Annotated in this window: 17 protein-coding genes; 8 read left to right on the top strand and 9 right to left on the bottom strand. The window is 62.8% G+C overall.

The genetic code is table 11. The features are described from left to right. Positions 1 to 37 precede the first annotated feature (37 nt). On the bottom strand, positions 38 to 727 hold the full coding sequence (locus L6639_RS09165) for a YggS family pyridoxal phosphate-dependent enzyme (protein WP_237860950.1): 690 nt from the start codon (positions 725 to 727) through the stop codon (positions 38 to 40). A 108-nt stretch (positions 728 to 835) separates the two neighbouring features. On the opposite strand from L6639_RS09165, the gene L6639_RS09160 reads away from it, so the two are divergent. Further along, positions 836 to 2,539 (top strand): sensor domain-containing diguanylate cyclase, encoded by a 1,704-nt coding sequence (locus L6639_RS09160; protein ID WP_237860948.1) that lies wholly within the window; start codon positions 836 to 838, stop codon positions 2,537 to 2,539. Positions 2,540 to 2,593: 54 nt separating this feature from the next. Here the strand turns inward: L6639_RS09160 and L6639_RS09155 are convergent, their stop codons facing one another. Beyond that, positions 2,594 to 3,571: a GGDEF domain-containing protein gene (locus L6639_RS09155; RefSeq protein WP_237861312.1), complete on the bottom strand. Its 978-nt coding sequence runs from the start codon at positions 3,569 to 3,571 to the stop codon at positions 2,594 to 2,596. A gap of 262 nt (positions 3,572 to 3,833) precedes the next feature. Here L6639_RS09155 and leuS point away from each other — a divergent pair, with 262 nt between their 5' ends. Genes leuS through holA form a run of 3 tightly spaced genes read left to right on the top strand, consistent with a single transcriptional unit; the run spans position 3,834 to position 8,048 of the window. Further along, positions 3,834 to 6,458, top strand: coding sequence for a leucine--tRNA ligase (gene leuS, locus L6639_RS09150; RefSeq protein WP_237860946.1), 2,625 nt, complete (start codon positions 3,834 to 3,836; stop codon positions 6,456 to 6,458). Beyond that, positions 6,445 to 6,996, top strand: coding sequence for an LPS assembly lipoprotein LptE (locus tag L6639_RS09145; protein WP_237860944.1), 552 nt, complete (start codon positions 6,445 to 6,447; stop codon positions 6,994 to 6,996). The genes leuS and L6639_RS09145 overlap by 14 nt, the downstream gene beginning before the upstream one ends. Before the next feature lie 23 nt (positions 6,997 to 7,019). Further along, entirely contained in the window at positions 7,020 to 8,048 is a 1,029-nt protein-coding gene (gene holA, locus L6639_RS09140) for a DNA polymerase III subunit delta (protein WP_237860942.1), read from the top strand. 141 nt (positions 8,049 to 8,189) lie between these two features. Here holA and L6639_RS09135 read toward each other — a convergent pair whose 3' ends face one another. The 7 genes from L6639_RS09135 to hemJ form a co-directional block, all read right to left on the bottom strand. Beyond that, a complete protein-coding gene (locus tag L6639_RS09135) occupies positions 8,190 to 9,077 on the bottom strand; it encodes a ParB/RepB/Spo0J family partition protein (protein WP_237860940.1) in 888 nt (295 codons plus the stop codon). A gap of 152 nt (positions 9,078 to 9,229) precedes the next feature. Continuing rightward, positions 9,230 to 10,042 carry a ParA family protein gene (locus tag L6639_RS09130; RefSeq protein ID WP_271607817.1) on the bottom strand — a complete coding sequence of 271 codons (813 nt, stop codon included), beginning with the start codon at positions 10,040 to 10,042 and terminating at the stop codon, positions 9,230 to 9,232. A gap of 108 nt (positions 10,043 to 10,150) precedes the next feature. Then, the gene (rsmG, locus tag L6639_RS09125) at positions 10,151 to 10,924 is read right to left on the bottom strand and encodes a 16S rRNA (guanine(527)-N(7))-methyltransferase RsmG (protein WP_377803037.1); all 774 of its coding nucleotides are present in this window, start codon (positions 10,922 to 10,924) and stop codon (positions 10,151 to 10,153) included. 9 nt (positions 10,925 to 10,933) lie between these two features. Beyond that, positions 10,934 to 12,814: a tRNA uridine-5-carboxymethylaminomethyl(34) synthesis enzyme MnmG gene (gene mnmG / locus L6639_RS09120; RefSeq protein ID WP_237860936.1), complete on the bottom strand. Its 1,881-nt coding sequence runs from the start codon at positions 12,812 to 12,814 to the stop codon at positions 10,934 to 10,936. A gap of 404 nt (positions 12,815 to 13,218) precedes the next feature. Continuing rightward, entirely contained in the window at positions 13,219 to 14,565 is a 1,347-nt protein-coding gene (mnmE, locus tag L6639_RS09115; protein ID WP_237860933.1) for a tRNA uridine-5-carboxymethylaminomethyl(34) synthesis GTPase MnmE, read from the bottom strand. 313 nt (positions 14,566 to 14,878) lie between these two features. Then, the gene (rho, locus tag L6639_RS09110; RefSeq protein WP_008133567.1) at positions 14,879 to 16,144 is read right to left on the bottom strand and encodes a transcription termination factor Rho; all 1,266 of its coding nucleotides are present in this window, start codon (positions 16,142 to 16,144) and stop codon (positions 14,879 to 14,881) included. A 261-nt stretch (positions 16,145 to 16,405) separates the two neighbouring features. Further along, positions 16,406 to 16,840, bottom strand: a complete 435-nt coding sequence (gene hemJ, locus L6639_RS09105; protein WP_237860931.1) for a protoporphyrinogen oxidase HemJ — start codon at positions 16,838 to 16,840, stop codon at positions 16,406 to 16,408. 460 nt (positions 16,841 to 17,300) lie between these two features. Between hemJ and L6639_RS09100 the strand changes: the two genes are divergently transcribed. Genes L6639_RS09100 through dnaQ form a run of 4 tightly spaced genes read left to right on the top strand, consistent with a single transcriptional unit; the run spans position 17,301 to position 20,144 of the window. Beyond that, positions 17,301 to 18,146, top strand: coding sequence for a pyruvate, water dikinase regulatory protein (locus L6639_RS09100; protein WP_237860929.1), 846 nt, complete (start codon positions 17,301 to 17,303; stop codon positions 18,144 to 18,146). A gap of 8 nt (positions 18,147 to 18,154) precedes the next feature. Further along, positions 18,155 to 18,763: a Maf family nucleotide pyrophosphatase gene (locus L6639_RS09095; protein ID WP_237860927.1), complete on the top strand. Its 609-nt coding sequence runs from the start codon at positions 18,155 to 18,157 to the stop codon at positions 18,761 to 18,763. A 23-nt stretch (positions 18,764 to 18,786) separates the two neighbouring features. Next, a complete protein-coding gene (gene coaE, locus L6639_RS09090) occupies positions 18,787 to 19,386 on the top strand; it encodes a dephospho-CoA kinase (protein ID WP_237860925.1) in 600 nt (199 codons plus the stop codon). Positions 19,387 to 19,424: 38 nt separating this feature from the next. Next, the gene (gene dnaQ, locus L6639_RS09085; RefSeq protein WP_338076531.1) at positions 19,425 to 20,144 is read left to right on the top strand and encodes a DNA polymerase III subunit epsilon; all 720 of its coding nucleotides are present in this window, start codon (positions 19,425 to 19,427) and stop codon (positions 20,142 to 20,144) included. Positions 20,145 to 20,209: the final 65 nt, after the last annotated feature.

Below are 20,209 nucleotides of genomic sequence, written 5' to 3'. Positions count from 1 at the left end.
AGAGCCTTTGCCGGGCACGGCCGTTGCAAACGGCAAATCACCGATGCCCGAAGATCGCACTCCCCACGCGCACATGCGTGGCGCCCAGCATGATGGCGGTCGCATAATCCGCGCTCATGCCCATCGACAGGTTCGTAAGTCCATTGCGCGCGGCGATCTTGGCGGTCAGCGCGAAATGCGCCGCGGGCGGCTCATCCACCGGCGGAATGCACATCAGGCCTGATATCGTCAGGCCATAGGTGTCGCGGCAGCTCTTGAGGAAGGCGTCGGCCTCGCCGGGCGCGACGCCGGCCTTCTGCGGCTCCTCGCCGACATTGATCTGGACGAAGAGTTGCGGGTGCTTGTTCTGGGATTCGATTTCTTTGGCTAACGCTTGGCAAATGCTCGGACGGTCGACCGAATGGATCGCATCGAACAGCGCGACCGCCTCTTTCGCCTTGTTGGATTGCAGCGGTCCGATGAGATGCAGCGCGATATCAGGGTAAGCAGACGTTAACGCCGGCCACTTGCCCTTGGCCTCCTGCACGCGATTCTCTCCGAACACGCGCTGTCCGGCGCCGATAACAGGCATGATCGCATCCGCCGAGAACGTCTTCGACACCGCGATCAGCGTCACGGAGGCGCGATCGCGCCGCGCATCCTTGCAGGCGCGCACAATCTCCGCCTCGACCGCGGCCAGCGCATTTGATGAATCGCCGGTTACCGGCGCGGCGTCGTTGTCTGTCATGATGTCGGTTGGGCCGTGACCTTAACGGAGGTAGTTCCAATTTTACCGAGTTCAAGCAAGGGTTTTTGAACCCTTCGCTTTACCTTGCGCGCGGGGTGGGTAACGAAGATGGCAAACGTCAGTTTCAACCGCAAGCGCGCAAAACTCAAGCAGGTCCTCGGCATCAGGGCCCGGCTTGCATTGCTCGCGGTGATTCTGGTCGCGCCCCTGATGCTCGAGCGGATCCGCTCGCTGGAAGATACCCGCACCAAGCAGATCGCCCAGGCCACCGCCGAATTCACCACCGTCGCACGGCACAGCGCCGATGCGCAGCGCGAGGTGATCTCGTCGGTCGAGACCATCCTGAAATCGGAAGCCTTCATCCGCGCCTCCGCCGGCGGCGTCAGCAAGAGTTGCGATGTGCTGCGCGCGAGCCTGCCGACGAGCCTGCCCTGGATTCGCACACTCCTGATCGCCGGCCGGGATGGCCGCATCCAGTGTGCGACCAACAACATGTATGTCGGTCTCGACCTCTCCGACCGACCTTATTTCCAGCAGGCGCAGGAGACCGGCCGGTTCGTGCTGTCCGACTTCATCCTGTCGCGTCCCGTGCAGGCACCGACCGTCATGGCGGTCTATCCGGTCTCCGCGTTCAGCGGCGTCGCCGACGCCGTCGTGCTGGCAACCGTCAATCTCGACTGGATGTCGAAGGTGATGAACAATCTTGGTGGCCGCGTCGGCATCACCGCGGTGCTGGTCGACAGCACCGGCACCGTGCTGGCCGCACCCGCCGACCAGCACAGCGTGGTCGGACGGCCCCTCGACGACATGCCGCTGATGTCGGCGATCGCCGATCTTGCCTTGCGCTCCGACCAGGACGAAGGCTCGTTGTCCTTCCTCGCTGCTGACGGCTCGCAGCGCGCGGTCAGCTTCATCCGCATCGCCGGCACCAATGCCCGCCTGATCGCCAGCATCGACGAAGACAAGGTGTCCGCCGCAGTGAGCCGCGACATCCGCACCGCCTATCTCCAGCTCGCTTTCGTCGTGGTGTTCGTGCTGCTCGGTGCGCTGATCGCCGCCGAGAAGCTCGTGATCAAGCCGATCGAAATGCTCGCCGACATGGCCAAGCGTCTCGGCGAGGGCGATCTGTCGGCCCGCGCCGCGCGCAAGAGCCTGCCCTCCGAATTCGTGCCGCTGGCGCGCGCCTTCAACGCGATGGCGGCGCAGCTCAGCCAGCGCGAACGCGAGCTGATCGCGACCAATGATCGCCTCACGGTGATGGCGTCGATCGACATGCTGTCGGGGCTCGCCAACCGCCGCGGCTTCCAGAGCCGGCTCGATTTCGAATGGATGCGCGCGCAGCAATATGGCAGCGAGCTCGCGCTGCTGATGATCGACGTCGACCATTTCAAGCTGTTCAACGACACCTACGGCCATCTCGAAGGCGATTCCTGCCTGACGCGCCTCGGCGAGTCGCTGTCCGGCATCGCGGCCGATACGATGGGCTTTGCCGCGCGCTATGGCGGCGAGGAATTCTGTCTCTTGCTGCCGAACACCGACGTGATGCGCGCCGTCGCGATCGGCGAACAGGTGCGCGCGGCCGTGCTGAAGCTTTGCCTGCCGCACATTACCTCGGCCCACATGATCGTCACCGTTTCAATCGGCGTTGCGGCGACGCGGCCGAACGAGGCCCTGCGTCCCGGCGATCTGATCGAAGCCGCTGACGCTGCGCTCTACGCCGCCAAACATCGCGGCCGCAACAATGTCGTCGAGCACGGCGTGCAGGCGATCGAGAAAGGCAAAGCGGGCATGATGATTGCGGCGAGCGCCTAGATTCTGGTTTTGACGCTTTCTTGCGCGAACCGGCGTTCGCTTCGCTCGAAAACGCTAGCCGGCAGCCTCGGCGCGATCGAGCTCGTTTTCCGTCACCACGCGATTGCGGCCGCCGCCCTTGGCGAGATAGAGCGCGCGATCGCAGCGCTCGATCAAATCCGCGGTGGGTTCGCCGGGCCGATACTGCGCAACGCCGATTGAAACCGTGATGGTCGGCAGAACCTCGCCGGTCGAACGGCGCGTGATGGTGCACTCGCCGATCGCGCGCCTGATGCGCTCGGCGATATCAGTGCACGCCGCAAGATCGGCATCCGGCAGCACTGCGATCAGCTCCTCGCCGCCGTACCGCGCCGGCAGATCCTGCGGGCGGACCTTTTCGCGCAACACCTTCGCCATCAGGCGCAGCACCTGGTCGCCGACGCCGTGACCGAAATTGTCGTTGAAGGTCTTGAAGTGGTCGATGTCGAGCAGCAGCACGCTGAGCGGCTCGCCCCAATCCGCCATTGTTTGCGCCTTGCGCAGGAATTCGTCGAGCGCCCGCCGGTTGGGCAGTCCGGTCAGCGTATCGGTCAAAGCGCGCTGTTCGGATTTGGTCAGCGAATCCCTGATAACGTCGAGCTCGCGGGTCTTTTCCTCAAAGCCGGCTTCGAGCCGCGTCGCACGGGTGGCGGCCCGCGCCAGCTCGTTCATGAGCTGGGCGACCAGCGCCTTCGGATCCACGCCGGCCTTGCCCTGGTCGGCAACCTCATTGATCGCCTGCATCTGGGAATGGTTGTCGGCGATCGCGGTCGCCAGAAATTCCTTTGCCGCACCCATCAGGGCCTGCAGCCGCTCGGACGTCTCGACCACGACGGCGCTCACCTGGGGCGCGATATAGGTCTCGAACAGGTCTTGGTTGGTCCTGCTGTCGAAGGGACGGTTGTGGTCGATCAGGAGGTCAATGGCGTTGCGCAGGTCGTTATGGCTGCCGGCGTAATACTGGAACCAGATCGCAAAATTGGTCGGTGTCGGCGGAATCCGCTGCTCTGCCATGCTCCGCACCGCCCGCCCGGCGATGGACGCGGCATAGTCGTAGTCGGGATCGTCGAAATATGAGGCCATGGCCTGACGCGGGGTGCTGTTGGCCCAACCTCGCACCCGACCCCTTAATCCGATCCCAATACCCTTGTCCGTACTTTTGCGGAGCAGCATTGCGAGGGGCCGCTCGTCACGGCAACCCATTGACCCCCCGAGGACTTCTATGGCCTAGTCCGGCCTCTTCAGGCCGCCGAAACCACGAAAACGCAACGATTCCATGACCTCCGAACGCTACAACGCCCGCGACGCCGAACCGCGCTGGCAACGCAAATGGGACGAACAGGCGATCTTCGTCTCGAAGAACGACGATTCGCGGCCGAAATATTACGTGCTGGAGATGTTCCCCTACCCCTCCGGGCGCATCCATATCGGCCATGTCCGCAACTACACGCTCGGCGATGTGCTGGCCCGCTTCATGCGCGCCAAGGGGTTCAACGTGCTGCACCCGATGGGCTGGGATGCGTTCGGCCTGCCGGCCGAGAACGCCGCCATCGAGCGCAAGGTCGCGCCCAAGGCCTGGACCTACGACAACATCGCCGCGATGAAGAAGCAGCTCCGCTCGATCGGGCTATCGCTGGACTGGAGCCGCGAATTCGCGACCTGCGACCCCAGCTACTACAAGCATCAGCAGAAGATGTTTTTGGACATGCTCGCCGCCGGCCTTGCCGAGCGCGAGAAGCGCAAGCTGAACTGGGATCCCGTCGACATGACCGTGCTCGCCAACGAGCAGGTGATCGACGGCCGTGGCTGGCGCTCGGGCGCCGTTGTTGAACAACGGGAAATGAGCCAGTGGGTCTTCAAGATCACGAAGTACTCGCAGGAATTGCTGTCGGCACTGGATGGGCTCGACCGCTGGCCCGACAAGGTCAGGCTGATGCAGCGCAACTGGATCGGCCGGTCCGAGGGCCTGTTGATCCGTTTCGCGCTTGATGCGGCGACCACGCCTGCCGGCGAAAGCGAGCTGAAGATTTTCACCACGCGCCCCGACACGCTGTTCGGCGCGAAGTTCATGGCGATCTCTGCGGATCATCCGCTGGCGCAGGCGGCCGCGGCCAAGAACCCTGCTCTTGCGGAGTTCATCTCCGACATCAAGAAGATCGGCACCGCGCAGTCGATCATCGACACCGCGGAAAAGCAGGGTTTCGACACCGGCATCCGCGCGGTGCATCCGTTCGATCCCAGCTGGAAGCTGCCGGTCTATGTCGCCAACTTCGTGCTGATGGAATACGGCACGGGCGCGATCTTCGGCTGCCCCGCGCATGACCAGCGCGACCTCGACTTCGTCAACAAATACGCGCTCGGCAATACGCCGGTCGTCTGTCCCGAGGGCCAGGATCCCAAATCCTTCGTCATCACCGACACCGCCTATGACGGTGACGGCCGCGTGATCAATTCGCGTTTCCTCGACGGCATGACCATCGAGCAAGCCAAGGAAGAGGTTGCCAAGCGGCTGGAAAACGAGCTGCGCGGTAATGCGCCTGTCGGCGAGCGTCAGGTCAATTTCCGCCTGCGCGACTGGGGCATTTCACGCCAGCGCTATTGGGGCTGCCCGATTCCGGTGATCCATTGTCCGAAGTGCGACGTGGTGCCGGTGCCGGACGACCAGTTGCCGGTGGTGCTGCCGGAGGATGTCAGCTTCGACAAGCCGGGCAACGCGCTCGACCATCATCCGACCTGGAAGCACGTCACCTGCCCCACATGCGGCGGCAAGGCGCAGCGCGAGACCGACACCATGGACACCTTCGTGGATTCGTCCTGGTATTTCGCGCGCTTCACCGATCCCTGGAACGCAAACGCACCGACGACGCCGACCGTCGCCAACCGCATGCTGCCGGTCGACCAGTATATCGGCGGCGTCGAGCACGCGATCCTGCATCTGCTCTACAGCCGCTTCTTCACCCGCGCCATGAAGGCGACCGGGCACCTCGCGCTGGATGAGCCGTTTGCCGGCATGTTCACGCAGGGCATGGTGGTGCACGAGACCTACCAGAAGGCCGACGGCAGCTGGGTGCAGCCGGCCGAGGTGAAGATCGAGGTCGGCGGCAACGGACGCCGTGCGACGCTGCTCGCGACCGGCGAAGACGTCGCGATCGGCCCGATCGAAAAGATGTCGAAGTCGAAGAAGAACACGGTCGACCCCGACGACATCATCGCGACCTATGGCGCCGACGTCGCCCGTTGGTTCATGCTGTCGGACTCCCCGCCCGACCGCGACGTGATCTGGAGCGATGAGCGCGTCCAGGGCGCTTCGCGCTTCGTGCAGCGGTTGTGGCGGCTGGTGAACGATGCCGTGGAGGCCGGCAAGGCTGCTCCGGCAACCCGCCCGGCGTCCTTCGGCGACGACGCGCTCCTGCTGCGCAAGGCCGCCCATGGCGCGCTGGACAAGGTCACATCAGGCGTCGAGCGGCTGCATTTCAACGTCTGCCTCGCCCATATCCGCGAATTCACCAATACGTTCTCGGAGGTGCTCCAGCGTCCCGGCCAGCCCGCGGCCGATTTGGCCTGGGCGATCCGGGAGGCCAGCCAGATCCTGGTCCAGCTGTTCTCTCCGATGATGCCGCATCTGGCCGAGGAGTGCTGGCAGGTTTTGGGCCAATCCGGGCTGGTTTCCGAGGCCAATTGGCCGCAAATCGAACGCGATTTGCTGGTTGAAGACAGCGTGACGCTGGTGGTCCAGGTCAACGGCAAGAAGCGGGGTGAGGTCACGGTTGCAACAGCGGCCCAGAATCCGGAAATCGAGGCTGCCGCTTTGGCGCTTGATGCTGTAAAATTGGCGCTGGACGGCAAACCCGTCCGCAAGGTGATCATCGTTCCCAAGAGGATCGTGAATGTTGTCGGCTAGGATCCGTATCGCAGCCCGCTTGCTGGCGGTTGCCACACTGGCGGGGCTGACGGCCGGCTGCTTCCAGCCGATGTATGCCGAGCATACCGACGGCACCCCCGGCTTGCGTGAGAAGCTGATGGGGGTCGATCTGCCGCCGATCTCGAAGGCGAACGCCTCGCGCGAGGCCCGCGTCGGCGTCGAGATCCGCAACGCCCTCGCCTTCAAGCTCTACGGCTCGGCGACCGGCATGCCGCCGACACACCGGCTCGATATCCGCTTCACCACCAGCAAATCGTCGCTGATCGTCTCTGCCCTGACCGGCCTGCCGACCAGTGAGAATTACGGCATCGACTGCCAGTACAATTTGATCGAGGTGGTGAGCGGCAAGTCGGTGATGACCGGCTCGACCTTCTCGCGCGTGTCCTACGACATGCCCGGCTCGTATCAGCGCTTCGCCCGCAACCGCGCGATACGCGACGCAGAGGATCGTGCTGCCAACGAGATTGCCGAGAATATCAACACGAGGCTCGCCGCGTTTTTCACCGCAGGCTCGTAGTTCGTTTCCCGCTTGAGGGCCCGATGGTCGCGTTGCGCGGAAAAGAGGTCGATGCCTTCCTCGCACGTCCAGATGCGGGTCGCCCGATCATCCTGCTTCATGGTCCCGATGCCGGCCTCGTGCGTGAGCGCGCCGACGCGCTGATTGCGTCCGCCGTCGACGATCCCAATGATCCCTTCTCGCTGGTGAAGCTCGACGGTGACGAGCTCTCCGCCGAGCCGTCGCGCCTGGTCGACGAGGCCATGACCGTGCCCTTGTTCGGGGGCCGCCGCGCCATTCGCATCCGCGCCGGCTCGCGCAGCTTTGCCGCCGGTGTCGATACCCTGGCCGAAATGTCGGTGAAAGATTGCCGCATCGTGATTGAAGCCGGCGAGCTGCGCCCGGAATCGCCGCTGCGCAAGGCCTGCGAAAAAGCCAAGACCGCCGTTGCGATCGGTTGCTATCCCGACACCGAGCGCGACCTCGCGAAATTGATGGACGACGAGCTCCGCATCGCCAACTTGCGCATCACGCAGGATGCCCGTGCCGCATTGATGTCGTTTCTCGGCGGTGACCGGCAGGCCTCACGCAACGAGCTGCGCAAGCTCACGCTCTACGCCCACGGCAAGGGCGAGATCACGCTGGACGACGTGATGTCCGTCGTCGCGGATGCGTCCGAGCTCAAGCTCGATCCGATCGTCGACGGCGCTTTTGCCGGCCGGCCCGACATCGTCGAGACCGAATTCGCAAAGGCCATGATCGCCGGCACCTATCCCGGCGTGATCCTCTCGGCCGCGCAGCGCCAGGCCGCGTGGCTGCACAAATCCGCGCTCGCCATCGCCGACGGCCAACCGGCCTCCGCGGTGCTCGACGGCGGCTTTCCGCGCCTACATTTTTCACGAAAGCCCATGGTCGAAACGGCGCTGCGCAATTTCAGCGTGGCACGGCTCGCCGCTATCATCGAACAGCTTGCAACGGCCGCGCTCGACACCCGCAAGCAATCCACGCTCGCCGCCGCGATTGCTCAGCGCACGCTAATGGCGATCGCCGTGAATGCAAGGCGGCGGGGATAGGCTTCCACTCTCACCAGGCATTGCGAGGAGCTCGCGCGACGAAGCAATCCAGAGTCTTTCCGCGGAAAGATCCTGGATTGCTTCGCTTCGCTCGCAATGACAAGCGGATAGAGCTGGCTTTCACCAGGACGACACCGACGCCTACAGCCCGCCCTTCGCGAGCCGCTTCATCACCTCGTCGAGCTGATCGAGGTTGCGGTAGTTGATCTGGACCGAGCCGCCGGGGTCGCGGTGATTGACGGTGACCTTGAGGCCGAGCGCGTCGCTGACGCGTTTTTCGAGATCGATCGTATCAGGGTCCTTTTCCTTGGCCCCGGTGACACGCGGCTTTTGCGGCTTGCGCTCCGGTACGCCCTCTTCGTGCGCGAGCGCTTCGGCCTGGCGGACGTTGAGACCTTCCGCAACGATCCGCTTGGCGGCAGCGAGCGGATCGGGCACGCCGATCAGCGCGCGGGCGTGACCGGCGGTCAGCTCACCGGTTGCGATGAAGGCTTGCACTTCGGCCGGCAGCTTGGTCAGCCGCATCATGTTGGCGACGTGGCTGCGGCTCTTGCCGACGACCTTGGCGATGTCCTCCTGGCTGCGTTTGAACTCGTTGGCGAGCGCGTGATAGCCCTGCGCCTCTTCCATCGGATTGAGGTCTTCGCGCTGTACGTTCTCGACGATCGCGAATTCCAGCGCATCGCTGTCGCTGATGTCGACCGGCACGATCGGCACTTCGTGCAGACCCGCCATCTGCGACGCGCGCCAGCGCCGCTCGCCAGCGATGATCTCGAAGCGATCCTGCGCGCCCTTGACGGGACGGACCACGATCGGCTGGATCACGCCGTGCTGCTTGATCGACTCCGAGAGCTCCTTGAGCTCGGTGTCCGAAAACGTACGGCGCGGGTTGCGCGGATTGGCCTTGATGAATTCGATCGGCACCTTGCGCTGCGCGCGCGGACGGTCGACGTGCTGGGCCTCGCCGCCGACGTCACCGATCAGACTTGCAAGACCCCGGCCCAGTCGCGAACGCGCTTCGTCAGCCATCGCCAGCTCCCTTGGATTCACGCTGCAGCACTCCAGAACTGAATTTTCGAATCGTAGGGTGGGTTAGCCGAAGGCGTAACCCACCTCTTCTGTTTTCCGCGGAGGTAGACATTGGTGGGTTACGCCTTCGGCTAACCCAAGCTACGGCACCGCTAATGCGTGACGCGCAGCTCGCGCTCGCGCTGGATCACTTCGGTGGCGAGCCGCAAGTAAGCTTCACTGCCGACGCATTTGAGATCGTAGACCAGCACCGGCTTGCCGTAGGACGGTGCTTCCGAGATGCGCACGTTACGCGGGATCATGGTCTTGTAGACCTTCTCGCCCATGAACTGGCGGACGTCGGCGACGACCTGGTTCGAGAGGTTGTTGCGCGAGTCGAACATGGTCAGCACGATGCCGTGGATCGACAGGTTCGGATTGAGCGTCGAGCGCACCTGCTCCACCGTCTGCAGCAATTGCGACAGACCTTCGAGCGCGAAGAACTCGCACTGCAGCGGCACCAGGATCGCGTCCGATGCGGCCATCGCATTCACCGTGAGCAGGTTGAGCGAAGGCGGGCAGTCAATCAGCACATAGGTGTAGTCGGCATCCGGCGAGACGTTGTTGTTGAGCGAGGCGATCGCATCGCGCAGCTTGAAGGCACGGCCGGCCGTGGTGCCAAGCTCGAGCTCGAGGCCGGAGAGATCCATGGTCGAGGGCGCGATGTGCAGCCGCGGCACCGCAGTCGAGACAACGGCCTCACGCAAAGGAGCCTCGCCGATCAGCACGTCGTAGGTCGAGCAGGAGCGGTTGCGGCGGTCGATGCCGAGCCCGGTCGAGGCGTTGCCCTGCGGATCGAGGTCGACGATCAGGACGCGCTCGCCAATCGCAGCGAGCGCGGTGCCAAGGTTGATCGCTGTGGTTGTTTTTCCCACGCCACCCTTTTGATTCGCTAGCGCCAGGATGCGCGGGTGACCATGGGGCACTTCAGCTTTTTCTCGGTCAGCTTCTTGGTCAGCTTCTTGGGCGCCCTGGTCTTGCTGCGGCTCGTCAATCACGGTCATCGAAATTCCCCAACTCAACCCCTCAGCGCCTCACCCGCGCCGTTCAACTGAAGTCAGCTCGACGATCCAACCGTTACCCGTCCGGCTTCGGTGGAGTTGCGGCTGAATATTCCAATATTTAGCGGCTTCGGTCAATTCAGCCTCTACATCTTGACCCTTGAGAAATAACGCCTTTGCGCCCTGGCGCATCAGCGGCTCCGCAAAGCCGATGAGTTGATGTAGCGGAGCCAGCGCGCGTGCGGTGACGCAATCGACGGGGCCAGTGATTCTATCCACATTATCCCCGATCTCAGCGAGATGTACGACTCCCGGAGATGTAGTGACGCGAACAGCTTCGCGCAAAAAGGCGGCCTTCTTGGCGATTCGCTCGACGAGATGGACCTTCGCGTCCGGCGTCCCGGCCATGGCGCAGGCCAGGACGACACCAGGAAATCCACCGCCGCTGCCGAGGTCGGCCCAGCGTTTTGCTGATCGCGCGAGATCGACGAGCTGAAGAGAATCGGCGATGTGCCGGGTCCAGAGATGCGGCAAGGTCGAGGGCGCGACCAGATTGGTCTTGGCCTGCCACTCCCGAAGCAGCGCGATGTAGCGGTCGAGCCGCGCTTCCGTTTCATGTGAAACGGGCGCGAGCTTCAGCGCCGCGCGCTTGTCTGCGGCGATAATGGAGTCGAGCGCCTGATCATTGGCGCTGGCCTTGTCGATCTTCGGTTTGGCTGGTGCTGGGTCGGATCGACGGGCGGTGCCCTCACCTGCTCCGGTTCGTCGCGTTAGCGGTCTGTCGCCGCCCGGTCCGCGCTGTTTCACGTGAAACGCCTATGCGATTGCCTTGGATGTCTTGCGCGCTTCGCGGCGAAGATAGGCCGCGAGGATGCCGAGTGCCGCCGGCGTCATGCCGTCGATCCGGCCGGCCTGGCCCACCGTGAACGGTCGCGCCTTCTCCAGCTTGGCGCGCACTTCATTGGAGAGACCGGGGACCTGGCTGTAGTCGACGTCCGATAGCACCATGCCCTCGTCGCGCCGGAAGGCTTCGACGTCGGCGCTTTGGCGCTCCAGATAGACATCGTACTTGGCGTCGATCTCGAGGTGGGTGGCGATAACGGGATCGATGGCGGACAGCTCCGGCCAGATCGCACGGACCTGGCTCCAGCCGATCTCGGGATAGGCCATCAGCTCAAACGCCGAGCGGCGCTGACCGTCCCGGTTGAGGGACAGCCCGTGCTTGATCGCCTCGTTCGGGGTGATGGTCAGGGACTTCGAGAGAATCTTGGCGGCGTTCAGGGCGTCCATCTTGGCCCGATGATGCCGGATCCGGGCACTGCCGACACAGCCCAGCGCGATCCCCTTCTCGGTCAGACGTTGATCGGCATTGTCGGCCCGCAAGGTCAGCCGGTACTCGGCCCGCGAGGTGAACATGCGATAGGGCTCGGTGATCCCTCGGGTAACGAGGTCGTCGATCATCACGCCGAGATAGCCGTCTGCACGGTCGAACACGGTCAGCGCGGCGCCGCTGGCGGCGAGTGCCGCATTGAGACCGGCGACGATGCCCTGGCCTGCGGCTTCCTCGTATCCCGTGGTGCCGTTGATCTGCCCGGCCAGGAACAGACCACGCAGGCGCTTGGTCTGCAGGGTCGGATCCAGCTCGCGGGGATCGATGTGATCGTATTCGATAGCGTAGCCTGGACGGACCATCTTCACCCGCTCAAGGCCGGGGATGCTTGCGAGGATCGCGAGCTGGACCTCCTCTGGCAGCGAGGTCGAGATGCCGTTGGGGTAGACCGTCGTATCGTCGAGCCCCTCCGGCTCCAGGAAGATTTGATGACCATCGCGGTCACCGAAGCGGACGATCTTGTCCTCGATCGACGGGCAATAGCGCGGACCGGAGCTTTTGATCTGGCCGGAGTACATCGGGGAGCGATGGACATTGGCTCGGATCACCTCATGGGTGGCCGAGGTCGTCCGGGTGATACCGCATTGAATCTGCGGCGTCGTGATCCGCTCGGTCATCACCGAGAACGGCTCCGGCGGTTCGTCTCCGGGCTGCATCTCGACGCCGGACCAGTCGATTGTCGAACCGTCCAGACGAGGCGGAGTCCCGGTCTTGAGACGTCCGAGAGTGAAACCGGCGCGCTCAAAGGATGTCGAAAGACCCATCGCCGGCGCCTCACCGACCCGGCCTGCCGGCCAATTCTTCTCACCGAGATGGATCAGACCGCGCAGAAAGGTGCCTGTCGTGACCACGACGGCCCCTGCCCGGAGCTCCCGGCCGTCAGCCAGACGCAGTCCCGTGACGCGGCCATCAACCACGATCAGCTCGTCGGCCTCGCCCTCGACGACGGACAGGCCTGCGGTCGCCCGGATGGCGGCCTGCATCGCTGCGGCATAGAGTTTTCGGTCGGCCTGGGCCCGTGGACCCCGGACGGCAGGACCCTTGCGGCGGTTCAGCACCCGAAACTGGATGCCACCGGCATCGCCGACCCGACCCATCAGACCATCGAGGGCATCGACTTCGCGGACCAGATGGCCCTTGCCGAGACCACCGATGGCGGGATTGCAGGACATCGCGCCGATCGTCGAGAAACGATGCGTCACCAGAGCGGTCACCGCACCGATCCGGGCAGCCGCAGCCGCGGCCTCACAGCCGGCGTGGCCGCCGCCAATGACGATGACGTCGAAACTCTCTCGCTCCTGTCGCATGGGCGGACTTCTAGCTCAGCGGGGGAAAAGCCGGAAGTGGAAACTGGGCGAGGCGGGGTGTTTCACGTGAAACAGGTGCGTCCGAAGGCCCGAGCAATTTCGCGAAAACAACCCCATGCACAGTAAGACATGCAACGTCGCAGCCGCTGTTTCACGTGAAACAAATGGGCCACCTCGTGGGGGACGGAGAAGAGTTCCAAGTGGCCGCTCTGCGCTCCGTCATTGCGAGCGAAGCGAAGCAATCCAGACTGCCCCGCGGAGAGATCCTGGATTGCTTCATCCCGAGAACTCCTCGCAATAACGGGGGACGTTTCACGTGAAACAATCCGGAACCAGCCCACTCCTCGTTTCACGTGAAACACAAGCAATGGAACAATCGCTAGTTCTACATTGAAGAACTAGCACTACTTTCCGATACAGAATTTCTGGAAGATGGCCCCGAGCACGTCCTCGACGTCCACTCGGCCGAGCAGCCGGCCCAAGGCATGGGCGGCCGCACGCAACTCTTCGGCGGCCAGCTCCTCGCCCTCTTCTACAAGCTCCAGACTCCGGCGCAAGCTGTTCAAGGCCTGGCTCAACAGATCCCGCTGGCGGGCGCGGGTCACCAACGCACCCTCGGTGGTCTCAAAGAAATCGGAGGCGAATTTAACGAGGGCATCGACCAACTCGGCAATGCCATCGCCGCGGCTTGCCGAGATTGCGAATTCGCCGCGCGGCCCGGCGGCGCCGAGATCGATCTTGTTGCGGACAATCCAGACCGGTCCTTCCGGACGATCGCCCTCTCCGGACTTCCGAAGCAACCGCACCGCGTCGGGATCGGCGGCGCGCTCTCCCTCAACCAGCCACAGCACCAGGTCAGCGTCGTCGGCCCGGGCCCGCGCGCGGCGCACGCCTTCCTGCTCGACGGGATCATCGGTCTCACGAATGCCGGCGGTGTCGATCATCGTGACGGGGTAGCCGTCGAGATCGAGCTGCACCTCGATCACGTCGCGCGTGGTGCCGGCGTGCGGCGAGACGATTGCGACCTCGCGGCGGGCGAGCTGGTTCATCAGCGTCGACTTGCCGACATTCGGCTCGCCTGCGATCGCGACCACCAGTCCGTCGCGCAGTCGTTCAGAATGTCCCTGTGCCGCGAGGACTTTTGTAATTTCGTCGTGCAGCGTTTTGATCGCGTCGACCGCCGGCGCCAGCAATTCCGCGGGCACATCGCCTTCATCGGAAAAATCGATTCCGGCCTCGATCAGTGCCGACGCTTCGATGATACGCTCGCGCCAGTCACGCGCGCGGTGACCCAGCAAGCCCTGCAACTGGCGCAGCGCCTGGCGACGCTGACGGTCGGTGTCGGCATGGATGAGATCGTCGAGGCCCTCGGCTTCGGTGAGATCCAGCTTGCCGTTCTCGAACGCGCGCCGCGTGAACTCGCCGGGCTCGGCCGCGCGTGTATTCGGAATTATCGAAATTGTATTGAAGAGCGTGGCGAGCACCGCGCGGCCGCCATGGACGTGGAATTCGGCGACGTCCTCCCCGGTGGCGCTGGCAGGGCCTGGAAACCAGAGCACGACCGCATCGTCGATCGGTTGACCCGCGGCGTCATGAAGCAGCCGGCGGCTCGCTTGCCGTGGCGCCGGCAGCTTGCCTGCAAGCGACGTCAGCACGCGCCTGGCTTGCGGGCCCGAGACGCGCACCAGAGCGATCGCGCTGGGTGGACGGCCGGACGACAGCGCGAAGATGGTCTGGTCTCTCGGGTGCATGGCCTATTTGTCCGGCTGGCGGGGAAAAGGCAAACACCTGTTTTTGGCTACATCCGACCCTGTTTTGCTGCACAAAATTCTGCAGCAATCTCGGATATTGCATCGCAATATAAACTGCTTGTTTGCTGCAAAAAAGTTCCTCGCGGCTTCAGGCCGCAAACTAAAAATCCAGTATTTTCAATAATTACCAACAGCTTATAGAATATTAGAGGGCCGACCAGAGGCCACTCCCGATGTTGCGATTTTCCTGCAGCAAAGCCGCAAAACAAAAAGGGCGCCCGAAGGCGCCCCTTGAGATCATGCTGCATTGCAATCAGGTGTTCATGGAGTCGAAGAACTCCGAATTGCTCTTGGTCGAGCGCAACTTGTCGAGCAGGAAGTCGATCGCGTCCATCGTGCCCATCGGGTTGAGGATACGGCGGAGCACGTACATCTTCTTGAGCACCTGCGGATCGGTGATGAGCTCCTCCTTGCGGGTGCCGGAGCGCGAGATGTCGATCGCCGGGAAGGTGCGCTTGTCCGAGACCTTGCGGTCCAGGATCAGTTCCGAGTTACCGGTGCCCTTGAACTCTTCGAAAATGACTTCGTCCATGCGGCTGCCGGTATCGACCAGCGCGGTCGCGATGATGGTGAGCGAGCCGCCCTCCTCGATATTGCGGGCGGCACCGAAGAAGCGCTTCGGGCGCTGCAGCGCGTTGGCGTCGACACCACCGGTCAGCACCTTGCCGGAAGACGGCACCACGGTGTTGTAGGCGCGCCCCAAGCGCGTGATCGAATCGAGCAGGATGACGACGTCGCGGCCGTGCTCGACGAGGCGCTTGGCCTTTTCGATCACCATCTCGGCGACCTGGACGTGACGCACCGCCGGCTCGTCGAAGGTCGATGACACGACCTCGCCCTTCACCGAGCGCTGCATGTCAGTGACTTCTTCCGGACGCTCATCGATCAGCAAGACGATCAGATAGCATTCGGGATGGTTGTGCGTGATCGAATGCGCGATGTTCTGCATCAGCACGGTCTTACCCGTACGCGGCGGCGCGACGATCAAAGCGCGCTGACCCTTGCCGATCGGGGCTACGATGTCGATCACGCGTGCAGACAGGTCTTTCCGCGTCGGATCGTCGATTTCCATGCGGAAACGCTGATTCGGAAACAGCGGCGTGAGGTTGTCGAAATTGACCTTGTGCTTGGCCTTTTCCGGGTCCTCGAAATTGAGCGTGTTGACCTTCAGCAGCGCGAAATAGCGCTCGCCCTCTTTCGGGCTGCGAATATGGCCTTCGATGGTGTCGCCGGTACGCAGGCCGAAACGGCGGATCTGCGAGGGCGAGACGTAGATATCATCCGGGCCCGGAAGATAATTGGCATCGGGCGAGCGGAGGAAGCCGAAGCCGTCGGAGAGCACTTCGACGACGCCCTGTCCGACAATATCGGTCTCGGCGAGCGCGAGCTGCTTGAGGATAGCGAACAACAGCTCCTGCTTGCGCATGGTGCTGGCATTCTCGACCCCATTCTCCTCCGCGAACGAGACGAGCTCGGCCGGCGTCTTGGATTTGAGGTCTTCGAGTTTGATTTCCCGCATTGGGGTGGTCCTGTGGGGTAACCTTGGGAGGGGGTGCGAGGAGGCTCTGAAATGCGGACGCGAGAAGGTAAGGTCCGCAGGTCTGGCAAGGTTAAGTGCCGGTGGGGGCTTCAAACCTGATGCGGTGTCCGGCCTTCAAAAAGCTCGGACACAACCACATCCGCCTGCGTTGGGTGGGATGTCGACAATATAGAAAATCGCTTTCCACTCCGCAAGCCGAAGCTCTGAGCGATCATTCACGTTTCCTGCCTCAAATCTTGCCTAGAACGGCTTCACGATCACCATGATGACAATGATGATCATCAGGACGGTCGGCACCTCATTGATAATCCGGAAGAATTTCTGACTGTGCGGACGCCGGTCGGCGGCGAAGTCCTTGAGCCAGCGGGAAAAAAAGCCGTGGACCGCGGACATCGCCAGCACCATAGCCAGTTTTACGTGCAGCCAGCCGAACGTGAACCAATGGCCGGCCCAGGCGAGATAAAGCCCGGCAAGCCAGGTGACGATCATGGCAGGGTTGATGATCGCCTTGAGCAGGCGGCGCTCCATCACCTTGAAGGTTTCCGACTGTTTCGAGCCGATCTCGGCCTCGCAGTGATAGACGAACAGCCTGGGCAGATAGAGCATGCCGGCCATCCAGGAGATGACCGCGATCACGTGGAGCGCTTTGATCCAGAGATAGACGTCTTCAAACATGTCAGGCGTCCAACTTTACGGCCAGCGGCTTGGCGATCTGGGGATAGTAAGAACTCGTTAAGGTCTCACCTGCACACATATCTCTCTGGAGCGCCCTTCTCCAATAAAGAATCTTAGATTCTTAAAGGTTTGAGTCTGAGTGACCGTGGATTGGACTCACACAACGCCGTCCGCGCGTTCACCTGTGCTTGTTCACATCCATCAACATGTCCGGGCCGGTTCCCGTCTGGCCGGATAAATGCTCCGAGCTCAGAGGCTTGCGCATTTTGATCCGCAACCTATCAAGGGAGTTGTCCGCGCAATCCCGCTTCCATCTCGACAGGCGGCCGGACTTGTTCTGACGGGCAGTGGTGTGAAGAAAATTGGCACTTGTCCCGCCCCTGGTGTCGCGCAACCCTTTCCGAGCGGTTAAGCTCCACAGAAATCCACAAATCACACCGCCCCCATACAAAGAGTTTTTGTGCCGACCTCGAGCAATTATTTCCATCTGCACCTCGTCTCGGACTCCACCGGTGAGACCCTGATTACGGTCGCGCGCGCCGTCGCCGCGCAGTACGCGAATGTCACGCCGGTCGAGCATGTCTACCCGCTGGTGCGCAGCCAGAAGCAGCTCGACCGCGTGCTCGACGAGATCGAGGAAGCGCCCGGAATCGTGCTGTTCACGCTGCTTGAAAAGGATCTGGTTTCGCGGCTCGAGGAAAAGTGCAAGGGAATCAATGTACCGAGCCTGTCGATCATCGGTCCGGTGATGCAGCTGTTCGAAGCCTATCTCGGGGCTGCGACCACGGGGCGCGTCGGCGCGCAGCACGTGCTCAATGCGGAATATTTCAAGCGCATCGATGCGCTGAACTACACGATGATCCATGACGACGGCCAGCACGTCGAAGGGCTCGACGATGCCGACGTCGTGCTCGTCGGCGTGTCCCGCACCTCGAAGACGCCGACCTCGATCTATCTTGCCAATCGCGGCATCCGCACCGCCAATGTGCCGCTGGTTCCGGGCATTCCCGTGCCGTCCCAGCTGGAGACATTGACAAGGCCGCTGGTGGTGAGCCTGCATGCAACGCCGGAACGCCTGATCCAAATCCGGCAGAACCGCCTGCTCTCGATGGGCGCCGAATCCGGATCCGGCAGCGACACCTATACCGACAGGCAGTCGGTCACCGAGGAGGTCGCGTTTGCGCGCAAGCTGAGCGCCAAGCATGATTGGCCGCTGCTCGACGTGACGCGGCGCTCGATCGAGGAAACCGCGGCCGCGATCATGAAGCTCTACAGCGATCGCCAGCGCAACCGGCCCTCGGAATAACTTTCGACATGGGTCTTTGGCGCGGCAAAACTCCGTTGATCCTGGCGTCTCAAAGCAGCGCGCGTAAAATGTTGCTCGCGAACGCCGGGCTCGACTTCGAAGCTGTCACCGCCGATATCGACGAACGCAGCATTCAGGCGGCGTCAAAGCTTTCGAACCCGCGCGAGATCGGTCTGCTGCTGGCACGCGAGAAGGCGAAAGCAGTCTCAGTCAATCGTCCCGGAAGCTACGTGATTGGTGCCGACCAGACGCTGGCGCTCGGCCATCGTCTCTTCAACAAGCCCGCAGGCCGTGCCCAGGCTTTGGCACAATTGCAAGATCTTGCGGGCAGCACGCACGAGCTGAATTCGGCCGTGGCTGTGGCCCATGATGGCAAGATTGTCTTCGAGGATGTCTCGGTTGCCCGCATGACCATGCGGCCGATGACCGAGGCCGAGCTGTTGGCCTATCTCGACGCGGCCGGCGATGCGGTAACAACCAGCGTCGGCGCCTATCAGCTCGAAGGGCTCGGCATCCACCTGTTCGAGCGTATCGAGGGCGACCATTTCACCATTCTCGGCCTGCCGCTGTTGCCGCTGTTTGCGTTCCTGCGGCGCGAGCGGCTAGTTGCGATGTGACGGGCAAGGATGACTGCGCGCTGATGCGAATCCTCGGATTGACCGGCTCGATCGGGATGGGCAAATCCACCACTGCGAAATTGTTCGCAGAGGCGGGTGTGCCCGTCTACGACGCCGATGCGGCCGTCCATCAGCTCTACGAAGGCGAGGCAGCGCCGGCGATCGAGGCCGCCTTCCCCGGCACCACCGCCAATGGCAAGGTCGACCGGCCCAAACTGTCGGCCCGTGTGGTGCATGATCCCGCCGCGATCAATCAGCTCGAGCAGATCGTCCATCCGATGCTCGGTGCTTCCAGGCAAAAGTTCTTTGCGGACGCGGAAGCCGCCAAGGCGCCGGTCGTGGTTCTCGATATCCCGCTGCTGTTCGAAACTGGTGGCGAGAAGCGGGTCGACGCCGTCGTCGTGGTCTCGACCTCGCCCGAGATACAGCGCGAGCGCGTGCTGGCGCGGGGAACCATGGACGAGGCCAAGTTAGAGGCCATCATTGCCAAGCAGATGCCCGATGCCGAAAAGCGCAAGCGGGCGGATTTCGTCGTGGATACCTCGCACGGACTCGAGCCTGTGCGCGCGCAAATCACCCACATCCTGGCCGAGGTCGTTAAGATGCCGCAGCGGCGGGCCTGATTCGCCGACTTCCACGGCTTCCTGCACGGCACCTCGAAATCATGCGCGAAATCGTTCTCGATACCGAAACCACTGGCCTCGATCCCCTGCGGGGCGATCGTCTGGTCGAAATCGGCTGCGTCGAGATCTTCAATCGCATGCCGACGGGTCAGACCTATCACGTCTATATCAACCCCGAGCGGGACATGCCGGCGGAAGCCTTCGCTGTGCACGGGCTGTCGGCCGAGTTTCTCTCGACCAAGCCGTTGTTCCACGAGGTGGCGGAGGAGTTTCTGGAATTCATCGGCGATGCACCGCTGGTGATCCACAACGCCTCGTTCGACATCAGCTTTATCAATGCCGAGCTTGATCGGATTAAGCGCGAGCCGATTCCGCGTGAGCGGCTGGTCGATACGCTGCTGCTGGCGCGGCGCAAACATCCTGGCGTGTCGAACCGGCTCGACGATCTCTGCTCGCGCTATTCGATCGACAATTCACACCGCACCAAGCACGGCGCGTTGCTCGACTCCGAACTTCTGGCTGAGGTTTATGTCGATCTGGTCGGGGCGCGGCAGTCGCAGCTGCTTCTCGCGTCGGAGACCCAGGAAATTCGCGTCAATTCCGCCGGCGATGCGCCGCGGCGGCAGCGGCAGGTAGCCCTTGCTCCGCGGCTGTCGGATGCCGAACGGGAGGCCCATCGGGCCTTCATCGCAACGATGGGCGAAAAGGCGATCTGGAACGAATATCTCGCCGCTCCAGTCGCCTCTCCGGCTGGCTAAAGCGCGACGAGATTTGGTTGAATCGTCATCGCGCTTAAGCTCTACGTTTGAGCATGGTCTTTTCG

The sequence above is a fragment of the Bradyrhizobium zhengyangense genome (assembly GCF_022012555.1).
Classification (GTDB): Bacteria; Pseudomonadota; Alphaproteobacteria; order Rhizobiales; family Xanthobacteraceae; genus Bradyrhizobium; species Bradyrhizobium zhengyangense.
This window is presented reverse-complemented; position numbering and strand designations above follow the sequence as displayed.

Bases quoted from the DNA above. Each gene is read 5' to 3' on its own strand.
- L6639_RS09165 (WP_237860950.1), bottom strand. From the start codon at position 727: ATGACAGACAACGACGCCGCGCCGGTAACCGGCGATTCATCAAATGCG.
- L6639_RS09160 (WP_237860948.1), top strand. From the start codon at position 836: ATGGCAAACGTCAGTTTCAACCGCAAGCGCGCAAAACTCAAGCAGGTC.
- L6639_RS09155 (WP_237861312.1), bottom strand. From the start codon at position 3,571: ATGGCAGAGCAGCGGATTCCGCCGACACCGACCAATTTTGCGATCTGG.
- leuS (WP_237860946.1), top strand. From the start codon at position 3,834: ATGACCTCCGAACGCTACAACGCCCGCGACGCCGAACCGCGCTGGCAA.
- L6639_RS09145 (WP_237860944.1), top strand. From the start codon at position 6,445: ATGTTGTCGGCTAGGATCCGTATCGCAGCCCGCTTGCTGGCGGTTGCC.
- holA (WP_237860942.1), top strand. From the start codon at position 7,020: ATGGTCGCGTTGCGCGGAAAAGAGGTCGATGCCTTCCTCGCACGTCCA.
- L6639_RS09135 (WP_237860940.1), bottom strand. From the start codon at position 9,077: ATGGCTGACGAAGCGCGTTCGCGACTGGGCCGGGGTCTTGCAAGTCTG.
- mnmG (WP_237860936.1), bottom strand. From the start codon at position 12,814: ATGCGACAGGAGCGAGAGAGTTTCGACGTCATCGTCATTGGCGGCGGC.
- mnmE (WP_237860933.1), bottom strand. From the start codon at position 14,565: ATGCACCCGAGAGACCAGACCATCTTCGCGCTGTCGTCCGGCCGTCCA.
- rho (WP_008133567.1), bottom strand. From the start codon at position 16,144: ATGCGGGAAATCAAACTCGAAGACCTCAAATCCAAGACGCCGGCCGAG.
- hemJ (WP_237860931.1), bottom strand. From the start codon at position 16,840: ATGTTTGAAGACGTCTATCTCTGGATCAAAGCGCTCCACGTGATCGCG.
- L6639_RS09095 (WP_237860927.1), top strand. From the start codon at position 18,155: ATGGGTCTTTGGCGCGGCAAAACTCCGTTGATCCTGGCGTCTCAAAGC.
- coaE (WP_237860925.1), top strand. From the start codon at position 18,787: ATGCGAATCCTCGGATTGACCGGCTCGATCGGGATGGGCAAATCCACC.